Source organism: Paenibacillus sp. FSL R7-0189 (genome assembly GCF_037969925.1).
Classification (GTDB): domain Bacteria; phylum Bacillota; class Bacilli; order Paenibacillales; family Paenibacillaceae; genus Paenibacillus_AQ; species Paenibacillus_AQ odorifer.
This window is the reverse complement of sequence record NZ_CP150223.1, coordinates 2,169,503-2,187,039: the sequence shown is the minus strand read 5'-3', so window position 1 is coordinate 2,187,039 and position 17,537 is coordinate 2,169,503. Positions and strand designations below refer to the sequence as shown.

The window sequence follows — 17,537 nt, the reverse complement described above, 5'->3', positions numbered from 1 at the left end:
TTGTGAAAAAGCTCCGCAGCCATTTGTTGATGGTCTGCGGAGCCTCTTTTTTTATCCATAGATTTTACGAAGGAAAAAATTGATGGCGTTCTCTCATTGGTATGGTAATATATTACAACCGGATCTTTTCCATATGGGAGGTATGTGAGTGAAGCGTAAATGGATCAATTCGCCGTACACCTTTGCTTTAGGGATGTTTGCGATGATGGTTCCAAGTCAGGCATTTAGTTCATTTTACAGTTACTTTTATGTAGAAAAATTAGGATTGGGCATTGGACTTGCTACATTAGCCAGAACAATCTTTCTGATCTGGGATGCGGTAAACAATCCGTTATTTGGTTATTGGTCAGATCGCACAGAGACTCGTTTAGGTCGACGCAGACCATGGGTATTTGGCTCAATTCCGTTATTTATGCTGGCATTTGTACTGGTTTTCTCCCCTCCCGGCGGATTATCTGAGAATGGATTGTTCACTTGGTTTTTAGTCACACTTATTTTCTATGAGGCAGTCGCTACTGTGTTGTGGGTGAACTATGGAGCGTTACTCCCGGAGCTCTTCCGAGGAGACCGTATTCGGGCAAAAGCTTCCGCGATTCAGCAAGGCTATCAGGTCGTTGCTTTGTTAATCGGTACTGCCTTAACGCCAATTATTTTTGCAGCTATTAATTTCTCTAATATGGCTATAGTGTATGCCTGTCTCTTTGGAGTGTTTATGTTTTTATGTATGATGAATGTCCAAGAAAAGAAGGAGCCCACCGAGCAGGAACCCTTGAAGTTGATTCCGGCCTTTCGGGAGACCATTCGGAATAAAAAGTTTTGGGTGTTTAATATTTCGAACTCTTTTGCTCAAACGGTGAATGGACTTGTAAGCTCGATGATCCCTTTTTATGCAAAATATGTACTTCATATCTCAGAGGCTCAGGTATCGATTTTACTCGCAGCTGTTTTTGTTTCGGTCATTCCATTAGTATTCGTGTGGTACTGGATGATTCGTAAGATGGACGGGGTCAAGGCGTGGCGGTTATCGCTGATTTTATATGCATTATCGGTAATTCCGTTATGGTTTGGTTATGACCTCTTAAGTGGCGTGGCTGCTGGCGTAGTTGTCGGTTTCGGATTAGCCGGATTTCTAGTGACCCCAGCAATAGTAGGTGGCAAGATTATTGATGAGGATGCGGAAAAAACAGGTCTGAGAAGAGAAGGGATCTATACGGCTGTAAGCGGATTCATCACTCGTTCAAGCGGGTTAATCTCAGCGTTGGCTTTTTTCATTGTAGGTATGATTTTTGGCTATCAAGGCGGCGATGACCCAGGGTCCAATCCTGAAGCGACATTTAGGTATTTAATAAGTGTGGTGCCATTATGTCTGTTGGCCATAGCTGTTGTCATATCCTTCACAATGAAATTTACATTTATGGACTCTTTGAGAGGTGAAGCTGACTATGAACAAAAAATTAATCATCAACTGTGATGATTTTGGGCAAAGTCCCCCCATGAATCAGGCGATTAAACATCTGCTGGAAGAGGAAAAAGTATCCTCAGCAACGATTATGGCGGTGGCCCCTGGGTTTGAGGAGGCAGCTGCATGGTGTAGTCGCAGGCAACAACGAAATGTGGGACTGCACTTGACGATGACTAGTGAATTTGAGGCTTTGCGCTGGGGAAGCCTGACGGGAGAGGTTTCTCTTCACGACGAGAGCGGACATCAATATAGGACGGTAAAAGAGTTCGAACTGGGGGCGCAGACGAAAGCTGTACTAAAGGAGATAGATGCGCAGTACGAGCGAGTAAAACAGTCGGGAATAGTGATTAGCCATGTAGACAACCACATGGGTAGTTTATACGGAATGGAAACAGGACGCAGCTTGCTTCCGCAGACGCTGTGGAAAATTTCGCGCTGGGGATTGCCCTCACGATTCTTCAGATACATCCATGCTGAGGATCCGCTTTTGGCATCGCTGAAAAATATTGAACGACCAGTTGCCCTTGGAGCAGGGCTGGCGGATACGTTTGGGGTGCCGATTCCCGACTATTTGCTGTCGCATCCTTTTGGTGTAGAGGAAGGCGAGACGTATGAAAGTTTTAAAAGATCTATTATTGCTAAGCTGTATTCGTTGCCGGATGGCGTTAGTGAGACCTATATTCATCCCGGGATAGACGATCCATGGATGCAAGCAAATATTCCGCACTGGAGTAAGCGCGTTTGGGAGTATAAGTTACCCTTTGATGATGATTTTACCTATGCCCTCTGTGATGCTAAGGTTGAAATGACGAATTATCGTTATGTACAGGAGCAACTAAAGCGTCCACGGTTAAGATCTGCAGGCAGATTGTTAAAGAAACTGATAAGCTCATGAGCAAAAATAAAAGACACCTTGAGGGGTGTCTTTTGATTATCCCATTAATCCTTTTAGCCCATTAAGGAAGGGGGAAATAGATTTAATCATATTGTAGCCCATCTTCATAACCGGCATAGTTTTTTGTACCATTCCAATAAAGTTGCCGATTCCTCCGAACCCCCCGAATCCGCCAAATCCACCGCCTCCGGAACTGGCAGCCCCTGCTCCTGCGGAGCCTAGAGCGCCTCCACCCATTCCGAAAAGTGAGCCGAATAAGGGCATTAATCCTGATACGTTTGCTTTCCGAGAGCGGGAAGAAGAGTGTTTTTTTGATTTTTTGTGTTTATTTTTACGCGGTTTGGAAAGGGTCAGTCCATTCTTATCGAGGCCGGTTATCCATCCTACATACGTACGTCCATCAAGTAGCGTAATGCATACGGGTCTACCTTTCAGCTGTTCAGCACGTTTGCGAATCTTCGTTGTATTTGCCATTTGCGGATCACCTCATTGGTCTATTTACTTCTATATTACTCAGATATTTTTGTGTTGCTTGTGCTGGTTCATCATAAAAAAATATTTGGGAGCAGTGATTCTTTATGTACTGCTGTCTCTGGGACTGCCTTATGGGGAATATGCAATGGGAGGAAGGCATAGAATTATGCCTCCACAAATGAGAGTCGCGTGTGGAGTTTCAGTAGTGATACAGCTAATTGCCATCCTGTACTTATTGCAGGCAGGTAATGTGATCTCTATTGGATTACCTTTTGATAGAAGGGTATGTTATTTTTTTGCCGTCTATTTAATTCTTAATACTATAATGAACTTATTGTCGAGGAGCATGAAAGAAAAACTTGTGATGACACCCTTATCTCTAATAACTGCAATCTGTTTTGGGATTACTGCTATGAATGGGTAAAAAGTAGTGCCGGATATAGATTCGACTTTTCTAGACTTTATATAGGATTGTTTTTAGGACACATCTGGTGAAGATGTGTTCTTTTTGCATCTATTGACTCTTGACCTATAAAAACGGATTCATAAGTCTAGGTCTTTCTTCTTATGTTATTATATTTAACATAGTTTTATATTATTTTTACAATTATATGATAATTGGTTATGTTTGTGTGATATAATATCACAGAAATTATGTGAAAATGATAGGGAGGACTAATATTATTATGGGATGGAAGACACGATGGAATAAGCCGATTGCTTCTGTATTAGCAACTGCAGTGCTTTCTTTGCAGGTGTTTGGAGGTATTGGTTTGGGTGCAGCTTGGGGTACAGATAAAGCTGAAGCAGCATCCGCAGCCACAGCCAAACTCCGGCTGATGAGCACGACGGACGTGCACACCAATGTCTACGGCTGGGACTATTTTAAGAATGCGGCTTCAGTAACTGTCGGTCTTGACCGCACAGCAAGCTTGGTGAAACAAGCCAAAAGTGAAGAACCCAACACCCTCCTACTCGACAATGGGGACTTGATTCAAGGAACTCCGCTAGGTACTTATGTGGCGAAGGAATCGGATCTGAAGGATCCTACTAATGTTACTGATATCCATCCGATGATTGCAGCCATGAACGCTATGGGATATGATGCTGCGACTTTTGGTAATCATGAATTCAATTATGGATTACAATTTTTAGATCGTACGATAAACGGTAGCACTGGTAATGAGATGACTACTGGAGCCAATTTTGATTATGTGAATGCGAATATATATAAAATGGATGGCGTTACAAATGCTTATCAGCCTTATGTTATTCTTCCTAAGAAAGTTACGGATAGTAACGGCGATGAGCAGACGATTCAAGTTGGTCTAATCGGCCTAGTTACTCCTCAAATCATGGAGTGGGACAAGGTTAATCTGGAAGGCAAAGTTGTCGTTGAAGATATTGCTAAAACGGCAGAAAAATTTGTTCCTGAAATGAAAGCTAAGGGAGCAGATGTTATTGTTGCTATGGCCCATACGGGGTTTGATGTTAACGCCGTTACAGGAGACGGTTCTGAGAATGATATTAACGCTTTGAGTAAGGTTCCTGATATTGATGCGATTACGTTCTCTCATACGCATAAGGTATTCCCAACAGGGAATAACGATACGTTGGACGCGTCGTTCAAAGATCCTGTTACTAAACAACCGTATGCAAACGAAAAGGCTGTGATCGATAATGTGAATGGTCACATTAACGGTACGCCTGCTGTACAAGCTGGTTACGGCGGAGCTTATTTGGGTCTAATCGATCTGAACATTGTATACGATGGTAATGACTGGACGGTAGACAAGCAAAGTTCAAAAGCTTCTGCTCGTTCTATTTATAAGACAGAGAATAAAGTGAATATACCACTGGTTGAGCCTGATGCGGCTGTAGATGCAACTGTTGCAGCAGCACATGAGGCTACTATTGCTTATACTGGACAAAAGCTGGGTGTTACAACAGCTCCGATGAACAGCTATTTCGCAATGGTTCAGGATGATCCTACGGTTCAACTTGTTACGTATGCACAAAAGTGGTACGTTCAGAATTATATTGATATCAATGTTCCTCAATATAAGGACCTTGCCATTCTTAGTGTTGGTGCTCCTTTTAAAGCAGGACGCAACGGACCTGATGAGTACACCAGTATTGATAAGGGTGACTTGACTATTCGTAGCGCAAGTGACCTGTATTTATATGATAATACCCTTAAAGCAATCAAAGTTAAGGGTTCTGTTGTGAAAGAATGGTTGGAAATGAGTGCGGGCGCATTTAACCGCATCAAACCAGGGATCTCGACTCCGCAGTCTCTGTTGAATACGAAATTTTCGGTTTTTAACTTCGATGTAATCGATGGGGTTCAATATAAAATTGATGTGACGAAAAACGCGAAGTACAATCCGGATGGTACGATTAATGATGCTTCTTCGAGTCGTGTAACGGATGTCACTTACAATGATCAACCTTTAGATCTAGATCAGGATTTCATTGTTGTTACTAACAATTACCGCGCAAGTGGTGGCGGGAACTTCCCGGGTGTTAAAGGTGCAGAGCTGGTTGTAGACTCTCAAGATGAGAATCGTCAGGTTCTGATGGACTACATCAGTGAAGCTGGTACGATTGATCCAACTGCTGATGGTAACTGGTCCTTGGCACCTATCAAAGGCAATGTTGATGTTACATTTACAACAACACCTAAAGCGGCAAATGTACTCCCAGCGAACATTTCCGATACTGGACAGCAAGATAATAAGGGCTTTGGAATTTTCAAGCTAGATCTAAGTGTGAAGACACCTGCACCGACGGAAGATGTGGAGGTTCACCTTCTTGGAATTAATGACTTCCACGGTCAACTCGACACTGTTTCTACAGTGAACAATAAGTCTGTAGGCACAGCAGCCTATCTCGCGACTTATTTGAAAGCAACTCGTGCAAAGTATGAGAACTCATTACTCTTCCATAATGGTGACTCCGTTGGAGCATCCGCTCCAGTATCATCCCTTGAGCGCGATGAGCCGACTCATGCTTGGATGAACATGATGAAATTTGATGTGGGTTCTCTTGGTAATCACGAATTTGACCAAGGTGTTGATGCACTGATGACACAGCTTTATGGTGGTATCGACCCTAAGGATAATAAAGTTAACCATGCTGGATCTGATTTTGATTATGTTAATGCGAATGCAGTGGATGCCAAAACTGGCGAGCCAATTATTAATCCTTATGTAATCAAAGAAGTGGGCGGTGTGAAAATTGGCTTTATTGGTCTTGTAACAAAATCCACACCAAGCAAGGTAGCGCCTTCCGGTACGGCCGGCGTGCATTTCCTCACGCCTGAGGAGGAAGTGGCGGCTGTGGAGAAATACGCTAAGGAGCTTCAATCTAAAGGTGTTGAGACGATTATCGTGCTTGCACATGATCCTGCAACGACCAAAGATGGTGTGACTACAGGTGAAGCGGCTGATCTGGCCAATGCGCTTCCTGCGGAATCCCCTGTTGATGTTATCGTTGCTGGTGATAACCATGCACTTGCAAATGGAACAGTAAACGGCAAGCTGATTGTACAAGCTTATTCTTACGGTACAGCATTTGAGGATATCAAGTTGATCATTGATCCTAAAACAGGTGATGTGAAGGATAAGTCTGCTGTGGTAACTTCCACCTTCCATGAGGGTGTAACACCAGATCCGGAAAGTGTGGCACTGGTTAATGCTTACCTTGAGAAGCATCCTGAGCTTACCCAACCAGTAGGTACAACGGACGGAACTATCACTCGTACCGATGCTTACAATAATGAGGCTGCACTTGGGAATCTGATTGCTGACTCTATGCGTAATGCTGACTTCGGCGATGGTGCAAAAGCTGCCGATTTCGCCTTTATGAATCCAGGCGGTATCCGTGCGGACCTTCCAAAAGGTCCTGTAACCTTCGGCGATCTGGCTAAAATTCAGCCATTCGGCAACACGCTTGTGAAGCTGACACTAACCGGAGCGCAAATCAAAACATTGCTGCAACAGCAATGGAATGTAAAAGCTGATGGAACACCAGATATCAAAACGCTGCAAATTTCCGGACTGAAATATACAGCGAATATGTATCTGCCAGTAGCTGATCGTATTGCGAGCCTCACACTAACTGATGGAACACCAATTAATCCTACGCAGAAATATACAGCAGTAGTAAATAACTTTATGGCTGCGGGTGGAGATAACTACAAGGTTCTGACTCAAGCTAGTGATTCATTGGCTGGACCTATTGATTTGGACGTATTCTACGACTACATTGTAAAAACGTTTAATGGCAAAGAGATTAAAGCGGCCATTGAAGGACGTATTATTAATAAATTAAAGGCTGATTCGGGATCGGGCAATGGCAGTGGAGGCGGTTCTACCGGTGTAACTCCAACGCCTACTCCAACCGCGAAACCAACAGCAACACCTGCACCATCAACAGCACCAACGGTAACACCTGCACCAACTACTGCGCCAGCAGCAAACTTCAAGGATCTGGGTAAGGTAGCTTGGGCGCAAGAAGCTATTGAAGCATTGGCTGCTAAGGGCATTCTGAAAGGTCTGGATGCAAATACTTTTGCGCCAACCAAAACAGTGACTAGAGCAGAGTTCGTTACGATGCTGGTACGCGCACTGAATCTTACGGGTTCAGCAACAACCAGTTCGTTCAACGATGTTAAACAAGGAGTTTGGTACACGGATTCTATCGCCCTTGCGGTGAAGGCTGGACTTGTACAAGGCTCTGGAAATGGCAAATTTGAACCGGGTCGTGAAGTGACTCGTGAAGAAATGGCCATTATGGTTGCTAACGCACTGAAAGACAAACTACAGCCGATTGATAAAAATGCAGCATTGGGTAAGTTTGCAGACAAATCCAGTATTGCTCCTTATGCACAAGAGGCTATCGCACAGCTAACTCAATTGGGAATCGTCAACGGTGTTGATGGTGGGAAATTTGCACCTAAGGGTATAGCTAATCGCGCTCAAGCAGCGGTTATCATCTATCGCATGCTTGGACAAGCATCATAATTCTATTGTTCTAACTAAAAGTGTATCGATGATCCTTGTGAGGGCATCGATACACTTTTTTTAAATATAAGAAAGTATAAGTGGCACCAATACTCTTATAGTCTTCCCTTAAACGCTTACTGTCCTTACAAGGACGCCGATGGCGCTTTTACTTGTTAAATTTGTTGTTGCTCTTTCTGTGAAATCATGTTAACTTATATTCTGCACTGTATTTTTTAATATTTTGTGCGGTCGTGGCGGAATTGGCAGACGCGCACGGTTCAGGTCCGTGTGGGCTAACCCCCGTGGAGGTTCGAGTCCTCTCGACCGCATACCTAAGTGCATATAAACAGGCAATACTTTTGAATCGCTCTTCAACCTGAAGAGCCTTTTTCTATTTATACGCATAATTCAATTTGACAAACTCTATGTAAAAGAAGTGAAGCAAAGATGGAGCCTAATGTAGGTGTAAATACGAAGCAAAGTGTGCGGTTTCTGGAAAAGTATTTCTCTGGTGAATCGATAGATTATCGTCAGATGATTGCTTTATTCATCCCTATCCTAGTGGATCAGGCCTTTGTGGTGGGTCTTAATCTAGTGAATACAGCTATGATAAGCTCGTCTGGTGTGGCAGCTATCAGTGCGGTCAATATGATAGATTCTCTTAATATTTTTCTCATTAGTGTGTTTATTGCCGTCTCAACAGGTGGGACGGTTGTTGTTGCGCAGTATAAAGGGAGCGGCAATGACCTCATGGTGTCAAAAGCTACGGCAGGTGCTACGTCATCTGTTTCGCTGATGGCATTTGCTATTGGGATGTTCGGAATTCTTTTTCACAATCCGCTGTTAAATTTACTATTTGGAGCGGCCTCACCAGAGGTTATGGAGAACGCCCGAATATATTTGATTGGGAGCTGTATCTCTTATCTTGGTATAGCTGTTGTGGAGGCGGTATGTGGTGCTCTTCGTGGAATTGGTAGAACGAGGGCCTCGCTTGTGCTTTCGCTAATTATGAATTTAACTTATGTCTTATTGAATCTCGTCTTTATTAACCTGTTACATATGGGTGTTCTGGGGATGACCATTTCTATAAATATAGCTAGATACCTGGGGGCGTTTTGCGCACTTTATTATCTATTCCGATTGGACAACGATCTGCATATCCGTATTCGCGATCTTGTAGCGGTTAAGCTGTCTATGCTGAAAAAAATAATGTTCATCGGGATGCCGTTTGCGGCGGAGCAGATGTTCTTTAATGGTGGTAAAATTCTGACTCAGATCTTTATCGTTAGTCTGGGTACGTATGCACTTGCGACTAATGCGATTGCCTCCTCCTTTGCAGGGATTATGCAAATCCCCGGGAATGCGTTGTCCTTGACGATTATTACAGTGGTTGGACAATGTATGGGAAGTAATAATGTTAAGGATGCTCGAAAATTCATTAAATCCTTCCTTGTCACCTCTTCTCTTTCTCTGGTGGTGATGGGTTTGCTGATTATGCCGTTTTTCAATCCGTTAGTGTCGATGTTCCATCCTCCTGCTGAGATTGTGGGAGATATCTTCCTGATTGTGCTCATCAATACGATTGCGCAAATTCCGTTATGGTCCATAAGCTTTATTACACCTTCGGCGCTTAGAGCAGCAGGGGATTCCAAGTTTACCTCCATGGTTTCGATGCTTACGATGTGGCTGTTCCGTGTAGTGCTCGGATACATCTTAGGTATTGTTCTGAACTTTGGTATACTCGGCGTTTGGCTGGCGATGAATTGTGAGTGGGGGATCAGAGGTTTGATTTTCCTGCGGCGATTTATGGGCAAGAAATGGGTTCAGCATCGTGTTATATAATAGATATAAAAAAATCAAAGGACACCCTGAGGGGTGTCTTTTTTGCATGCTCTGATGAGTGCCTTTGGAGAATGCAGCTTGAGTATTTCTTGGGTAGCGGGGTAATAATATGTAGGAATTGCGTCTTTATGCTTACTAAAACACACAACAAGGAGTCTTGCACAATGTCACATTTCGTTAGATCCGTTACTTCACCAAAGAAATTTATCTCCGGCCATAACTTACTTTCAGATCTGAATGAGTATATTAAGGCGTTTGGCGATCATGCCTATGTGATCTGTGATGAGTTCATTTTGGAACGTGCTAAGAAAGAGGCGGGAAGTTCCATCGAAGGTGCGGGGAATAAGGCTACTTTTGAAAAATTCAATTATGAATGTACTCAGGAAGAGATTAATCGTAATCGGGAACTTGCCCGTAAAGCTGGGGCGAATATCATCGTTGGTATCGGCGGAGGTAAAACACTGGACACCGCAAAAGCTACTGCGTATTATGAGAAGCTGCCTGTAGTTATTTTTCCGACGATCGCTTCTACTGATGCACCATGTACAGCGCTGGCTGTCATTTATAATAAAGATGGTTCATTTGATCAATACTTGTTTCTCCCAAGTAATCCGGATGTAGTCTTGGCAGATACAGCGATTTTAGCTTCAGCGCCTTCCCGTTTTTTCGCAGCTGGAATTGGCGATGCACTGGCTACTTATTTTGAAGCCCGTGCTTGTTATGCCTCTAATGGTGACAATCTCGTACTCATGAAACCTTCTACAACGGGTCTAGGTATATCAAGACTTTGTTATGAAGCTCTACTTAAGAATGCGGTAAAAGCAAAACGTGCGGTTGATCAGAAGCTCTATACACGCGCGGTGGAGGAAACCATTGAAGCGACAATTTATCTAAGTGGTGTGGGTGCTGAATCTGGTGGTCTGGCTGCCGCACATGCTATCCATAATGGGATGACAGCCGTTCCTTCACTACACAAAGCTCAGCATGGTGAAAAGGTTACGTTTGGTCTTTTAGCCCAGCTAGTACTGGAAAATGCCTCAAATGAGGAGCTGGAAACTGTCATTAAGCTTATCAAGGATGTAGATCTTCCGCTAACCCTCGCCGATCTAGGGTGTACGGAATTTATCGAATCCGAATGGCGCCAAGTTGCTGAAGCTGCTTGTGCAGAAGGAGACACAATGGGCAATATGCCGTTCCCGGTTACTCCGGAAGATGTGTACAATGCGATAGTGGTGGCGAACTCGCTGGCAGAGTCTTATAAATAACTAGCACAACTAATATGCAGTGATAATGAAGGCACCCTTGGGGGTGCCTTTTGTTTTTATATAGGGTAAGCTTTTGAAGTACTGTAGTGGTAAAATTTTGCATATAGCTATTGGCTTCGGCACTTAATCGCGGGATAGGGTGCCTACAGAAACGAGATTATTGCTAATCGCCCCGCGCTGTGCCAATTGTACTCTATGTAATAAGGAGGAAGGAAAGATGAGAAAAAACCAATTGGGTTATCTAATCCTTATTATCATAATTATTGGAGCGGTAATAATAGCAGTAATTCACGGAAGCTCGGAGTGTCAGAACAAGCGGGCAGCAGGAAGTCTTGGGATGGATTATGTGCGCAAAGAGTACACGGAAAGTGCGTCGCTGAGAGTTGCAACGGTTTGCAAACCCTTATTTGGAGGGTCGGGTTATCAGGTAGTGCTGGAGGATTCACGTGGGCAATCGTATTATGTCATTATCGTTCTCGGAACTACACGTAATCTTGTCACTATGGACGATCTGACGAAAGAGGTGCGGGAAGGTACATCTGTATTTCCATGCCACCAATAAAAAAATGATAAATGAATTGGATTTCATCTATATGATCATTGGGAGGCACTCCTGCGGGGTGTCTATTTTTGTTATATTAGATTGAATTTTGTTATTTATTTTCGAAATAACTAACATATATGCTAACGTAAAAGATAAAATAATTATAACAAAAGGCAATATTTAGATTGTTTTATGCCAATGTAACCGCTATAATCTTGCATATACCGGAATGTGTAACGAAATAAGGAGTTTTTGTTAGCGTTTGTTATCAATAACAAAGTTGGAGATGTGGAGGTGAATAGTTAGCGAGTAGGTCTGTAATTGTCTTCTATAAGGACAGATAGTTATTGGGTTCATAACAGCTGGTTGGCTATTCTTATTATCAAATCCATTTATTTTCGAAGGAGAATTAGGAATGAAAAAAGCGAAAAAGTGGCTGGGGAGTATACTTGCCTGTGCAATGATAATGTCTCCTATCCCTTCTGTAATTTCTGCAGCAGCAGCACCATCCACTGTTGGATTCGGTGATACACAGGGTCACTGGGCACAACAAAATATTGCGAAGTGGGTAGAAAATGGCGTTTTAAACGGGTATCAGGATGGTTCTTTTCATCCCAATGAAGGAATTACAAGAGCTGAGTTTGCTACGATCTTGAATAAGGTATTCGGTTTCTATATGAAGTCAGATCAATCTTTTTCCGATGTAAAAGCGACCGATTGGTATGCAGATCAGCTTTCGTTGGCACGATATGCTGGGTATTATGAAGGATACTCAGAGAATAAAGCACAAGCTACTGATTATATAACGCGTCAGGATGCGGTGACGATGTTGGCTCGGATATTTACTCTTCAAGCTACTGAAAGCGCTTCATCATTGAGTGGATTTAATGATTCCTCTCAGATTCAAGCTTATGCTAAGGATGCAGTTGATGCGCTCTCAGGATTGATCACAGGGTATGAGGATGGAACCTTTAAGCCGCTTGGAAGGATCACCCGTGCCGAAGTTATAACGTTAATTAATAAAATAGTGAAGAGTTATTACTCGCAATCTGGGAGCTTTGAAGGAGGAATAGTTTCTGGAAATGTAGTCGTTAATCAGGATGGTGTTGTGTTAAAAAATGCAACGATAAACGGAAACCTGTATCTAACCGCTGGGATCGGTAACGGCGAAGTGACCCTTGAGGGCATTAAGGTTACGGGCACCACATTTATTGCAGGTGGCGGGGTAAACTCCATTCTTATTAAGAATAGCTCATTAGGCAAAGTAAATATAAATCGTAAAGAGGGTGAGGTTCGTGTCCTCACGAGTGGTACAACCCAAATCTCTCAGCTAACGGTAGATAGTCTAGCAAGGCTGGAGTTTGGAATTGGGACGATGATCACCACGGGAATTCTAAATAGAACTGTGGGACTGATCCTAGGTGAAGGCGCATCGATTGCAAATCTAAACGTTGCTGATAAAGCGACTGGAACCACCATTTCTGGTCAGGGCGACATTGCAAAAGCGGACGTTAAAGCAACAGGAGTAACGTTGAACGGTAAGCCCATTGCTCCTGGCACAATTGTCATTATCAAAGGCAGCAATCAAGGTCCTGTAGCAACGGCTACCCCAGCGCCTACCTCGGCATCAGGCTCATCAACAACGCCGGCAGGTCCGACTAATCCAACCGCGGCACCTACAGCGACAGCAACACCAACAGCAACGGAAACACCGACACCAACGGCAACACCAACAGCAACAGCAACACCGACACCGACCGACCCGACGGGTCCTGTGGGACGTATCGAGAATTTAGCGGATGTTGATGCAAGTAGTGAGACTAAATCACTATTCGCCTACTTACAGGATATCCGCGGCAGTGAGATCTTGTTTGGACATCAGCATGCTACTACAGAAGGACTTTCTATTACTGAAAAGGACGGAACGCAGTCTGAGGTCGAGAATGCAGTAGGCGACCTTCCGGGGCTGTTCGGCTGGGATACACTTAGTCTTGAAGGTTTTGAGAAACCGGGAGATTTAGGCGCAACCAAGCTGGAGAATCGTGATAAATTAATCGGCGTGATGAAGTCTGCTTATGAAAAAGGCGGCGTGCTTACATTAAGCTCGCATATGCCGAACTTCGTCACAGGAAAGGACTTTTATGACACCAAAGGAAATGTGCTTACGCATATATTACCCGGCGGTGACAAGCATGCAGAATTTAATGCATTCCTGGATATGATTGCGGACTTTGCGAATAACTTAAAAGATGATGATGGTAAAGCTATTCCAGTCATTTTCCGTCCATTCCACGAGCAAAATGGTGGCTGGTTCTGGTGGGGTGCGCCTTACCGTACGAAGGAGCAGTATGCTGAAATCTATCGTTATACCGTTGAATACTTAAGGGACAAAAAAGATGTGCATAACTTCTTATATGCATTCTCACCGGGAAGTCCGTTTAACGGCACAGATGCGACCTTCCTTGAGACGTATCCGGGAGATGACTATGTTGATATCCTTGGCTTCGATAATTATTATGACGGAACCACTGAGGGTTGGTTTGATTCAGTTGTGAAGGATGCTAAGCTGATTTCGAAGCTGGCGGATGATAAGGGAAAAATTGCAGCATTTACTGAGTTCGGTTATTCGGGTTTGAAGCCAACTGGAACGAAGGACCTGAAATTCTTTACCAAGCTAATCGCTGCGCTGCAGTCTGATCCGGATGCTAAACGGATGGCGTACATGCAGACTTGGGCGAATTTCAATACAGATTCTATCTTTGTCCCTTATAGAAATGCTCCAAACGGACTAGGAGATCATGAACTGCTCCCTGATTTCGTAGACTATTATAAGGATCCGTATACAAGCTTCAGCTATGAAGTGGCTGTTGCGGATGCGTATTCGAAACAGGTAACTACAGAAACCGAGCAACCTTTTTTACACATTGCCTCACCAACCGCAAACCAAACAGTGCCCACGACAAAAGCATCGACCCTTCGTGTTCGTGTGTTGAATCAGGACGTGGATAAAGTAACCTATCTGATTGGGGATGACACAACAGAGTACAGTATGGCAGCTGACACAGAAGGTTTCTATTACTTGGCAGATTGGACACCAGGTGTAGCCTTCGACGAATCAGGCGTGATGCTTACTGTTAAGTCCTATGCAAAGGATGGTTCTGTACTTTCACAAACGATCCAAATCTTTGTAAGTGACGTGCAGGGCATTGGGGACCCATTGATTGTAGATACTTTTGAGAATTACAAAGGGAATGATGAATTACTTCGTGCGGCATTAAGTCCTGCGGGTGATCTAAATAAGATCTCACTTGATGCGGACCATAAAAATGATGGCAAGTATGGCCTGAGGTTCGATTATAATGTGGATGGTCAAGGTTATACAGGTCGTACCAAAAACATGAATAATGCCGACTGGTCGGACGCCAACAAATTGAAGCTCTGGATTGCACCTGATGGCAGTGACCACAAGCTTGTTATTCAGGTCAATGCAAGCGGCATCTCTTTTGAAGCTTATCCTTCACTGGCAGGTACGACACCTGGCATGGTGGAAATTCCATTCAGCCAGTTCGCTCCAGCGCCATGGGATACAGGAAATGCTGGTAAAGTAATCACTAAAGAGAACCTTAAGGACATTCGGGCAGTGTCTATCTACGTAAATAAAAAGGACACAGTAGCAAGTACGTCTGGTACGCTGTACTTTGACGATATTACAGCGTTTAATGATGGAACGGGTGGCGTCCCTAACGGGGGCGAAGGTCCTGGCAGCACGCCAGAACAGGCGAAGCTGTTGTATGGCTTCGAAAAAGATACTCAGGACTGGACAGTAGAGCAAAATAATGCCAGTGCAAGCGCGGCAGTGATCTCGACTGATGAGGCTGCTGAAGGAACTCATTCGTTAAGCTCCTTGTTCTCACTCGATTCAGGTGGAGCTTTTGAGCTCAGCAAAAATGGCAGTCTGGATCTGAGCGCGGTAGATAAATTAAGCGCACAAATTAAACTGTCGAACGGAACAGCGGATGCACGTTTGTATATTAAGACGGGATCAACCTGGGCTTGGGCTGACAGTGGAGCTGTGAAAGTAGATTCGAGTGGATTTACTACGGTTTCGCTCAACTTGGCAGGTATTGCTGATCTTAATAGTGTAAAAGCCATAGGTATCAAGCTCGAGGGATTCAGCGGTACGGGAACTTCTACGCTGTATCTGGATGATGTTCGGACCCTGAAGAATGGTACCGCACCTGAAGCTGTCGTCTATGGCTTCGAGGACAATACACTGCAAGGCTTCAGCATCAATGTGGATGAAAATAATAAATATAATACAGCACTGGCCCAGAATCTATCGGTGAGCAATGCTGTGTATGCTGAGGGAACTCATTCGATGCAAGCGGACTTAACATTAAATGGAGGGCAATTCCAGCTGCGTCGTATGGTGGTTACCAACTTAGCGAATGCATCAACAATTACGCTTAAAATCAAGGTTGTACCTATTGATGCAAGCGATGTTAGCGGTGTAATGGCTCAGCTGTTTACCCAAAGTGGCTCAAGCTGGGGAACATGGACTGCTTCTACGGCTGGACCAGTAGATGCCAATGGATTTACTACACTAACACTGGATATCAGCAAGGTAGCAGATCGTAATTTGACCCAAGCGATTGGCGTACAAGTCATGACCACAGCAACCGATCCGGTGGGTAGTGCTACCGTATATGTGGACGAAATCACGATTAAATAGAAAGTAGTAAAGCCGGAAGCGAACATTTCACGATGTTCACTTCCGGCTTATTTATTTAGCATCAAATTAATTCATTTTAAGCCGAGTATCTGCCTGAAATTAACGAAGCTTAATGGATCCGCCATCTACCATGATAGTCTGGCCCGTAATATAATCGGAATCTTCACTCGCTAGGAATACCGCAACACGACCAATATCACTTTCCAGTTCACCCAATCTTCTCAAAGGTATTTTTGAAATCATGTTTTGGTAATACTCAGGGTTTGCTTCTGCCCATTCAATCATGCCAGGGGAATTAGCAATTGGAGCAATGATGTTTACGTTGATACCAAATGGACCAAATTCATTAGCGGCTACCCGGGTAATACCACGGATGGCTTCTTTTGCAGCAGCATATGTTCCTTGATTGGTATCCCCGTTGAGGCCAGCACCCGATGCAAAGTTAATAATTTTACCTTGTGCTTCTTTTAAATAGGGTAGTGCTGCTTGCATGAAATAGAAGGTTGGATAGAAGCCTGTATCAAAAGATAAATCGAAATCAGCCTGTGTAGTTTCTTCGATAGATTTCATTCTGGATGCGTGAGCATTGTTTACTAAAATATCTATTTTTCCGAATTTATCAGCTACTTGTTTAACAAGGTGAGCTATTTTATCGTGTTCCTTGAGGTTCGCTTGAATAAAGATAGATTCAGGTTGATATTCTTGTAATTCTTTAATTGTTTCTTTGCCGGTTTCTTCATTGAGGTCAATAATGGCTACCTTAGCGCCTTCTTTAACAAAAGCCAAGGCCATTCCTTTACCAATACCGCCTGCTCCACCAGTAATAATAGCTACTTTTCCTGCAAGTCTGCTCATGTTGTGATCTCCTTTTTGTGAAAAAATGTAGTATCTAACTCTTATTCGAGGTAAGGTGTAATTGTTACTTCGACTATATATTACCCAAAATAGTAGCTATATTTACCATGAAGTAGAAACGGCATCATTTCCCAAGATGAATATAGAGGGGGATGATGAATGTTTCAGCAGCTGATGACGCCTATTCCAGCTCTTATGTACATGTTGAGCGATTGAATTAAGCGGTGCACCAATTGATGAGCAATTGATGATTCATGTGTCGCACCAAGTGATGCAATAAGTGAAGTATTTATAGAGTAATTAGGGAATTTCTCCCTGAAATTCAGAGATTTCTGTTCATCAGACTTATAATTAGGGAAAACTTACCTGATTTTCGGCCGATTTAGTAACTAATTAAGAAATCCCCTAATTATTAGGGAGGAATTCCCTGATTTCGTTCATTTAGAGCGAATACCGGCT

At 43.5% G+C, this 17,537-nt stretch carries 9 protein-coding genes and 1 tRNA gene; 8 read left to right on the top strand and 2 right to left on the bottom strand.

What is annotated here, in order from left to right:
• The first annotated feature begins 148 nt into the window (after positions 1-148).
• On the top strand, positions 149-1,471 hold the full coding sequence (locus MKY63_RS09325) for an MFS transporter (RefSeq protein WP_076141434.1): 1,323 nt from the start codon (positions 149-151) through the stop codon (positions 1,469-1,471).
• Entirely contained in the window at positions 1,443-2,357 is a 915-nt protein-coding gene (locus tag MKY63_RS09320) for a polysaccharide deacetylase family protein (RefSeq protein WP_036687200.1), read from the top strand. Before MKY63_RS09325 ends, MKY63_RS09320 begins: the two co-directional genes overlap by 29 nt.
• A gap of 36 nt (positions 2,358-2,393) precedes the next feature.
• On the opposite strand, the gene MKY63_RS09315 is transcribed toward MKY63_RS09320, so the two are convergent.
• A complete protein-coding gene (locus MKY63_RS09315; protein ID WP_076316573.1) occupies positions 2,394-2,831 on the bottom strand; it encodes a hypothetical protein in 438 nt (145 codons plus the stop codon).
• 686 nt (positions 2,832-3,517) lie between these two features.
• Here MKY63_RS09315 and MKY63_RS09310 point away from each other — a divergent pair.
• The 6 genes from MKY63_RS09310 to MKY63_RS09285 all read left to right on the top strand — a co-directional run bounded on the left by MKY63_RS09310 (position 3,518) and on the right by MKY63_RS09285 (position 16,223).
• Complete coding sequence (locus MKY63_RS09310; RefSeq protein WP_076101105.1) at positions 3,518-7,858, top strand: bifunctional 2',3'-cyclic-nucleotide 2'-phosphodiesterase/3'-nucleotidase; 4,341 nt, start codon at positions 3,518-3,520, stop codon at positions 7,856-7,858.
• Between the two features lie 227 nt (positions 7,859-8,085).
• A tRNA-Leu gene (locus MKY63_RS09305) sits at positions 8,086-8,169 on the top strand.
• Positions 8,170-8,287: 118 nt separating this feature from the next.
• Complete coding sequence (locus tag MKY63_RS09300; RefSeq protein WP_076135377.1) at positions 8,288-9,682, top strand: MATE family efflux transporter; 1,395 nt, start codon at positions 8,288-8,290, stop codon at positions 9,680-9,682.
• A 164-nt stretch (positions 9,683-9,846) separates the two neighbouring features.
• Positions 9,847-10,947 (top strand): glycerol dehydrogenase, encoded by a 1,101-nt coding sequence (locus tag MKY63_RS09295; RefSeq protein ID WP_076101108.1) that lies wholly within the window; start codon positions 9,847-9,849, stop codon positions 10,945-10,947.
• A gap of 217 nt (positions 10,948-11,164) precedes the next feature.
• Complete coding sequence (locus MKY63_RS09290) at positions 11,165-11,509, top strand: hypothetical protein (RefSeq protein ID WP_076316574.1); 345 nt, start codon at positions 11,165-11,167, stop codon at positions 11,507-11,509.
• A gap of 397 nt (positions 11,510-11,906) precedes the next feature.
• Complete coding sequence (locus tag MKY63_RS09285; RefSeq protein ID WP_081384371.1) at positions 11,907-16,223, top strand: glycosyl hydrolase; 4,317 nt, start codon at positions 11,907-11,909, stop codon at positions 16,221-16,223.
• 99 nt (positions 16,224-16,322) lie between these two features.
• Here the strand turns inward: MKY63_RS09285 and MKY63_RS09280 are convergent, their stop codons facing one another.
• Positions 16,323-17,078 (bottom strand): SDR family oxidoreductase, encoded by a 756-nt coding sequence (locus MKY63_RS09280; protein WP_076206080.1) that lies wholly within the window; start codon positions 17,076-17,078, stop codon positions 16,323-16,325.
• Positions 17,079-17,537: the final 459 nt, after the last annotated feature.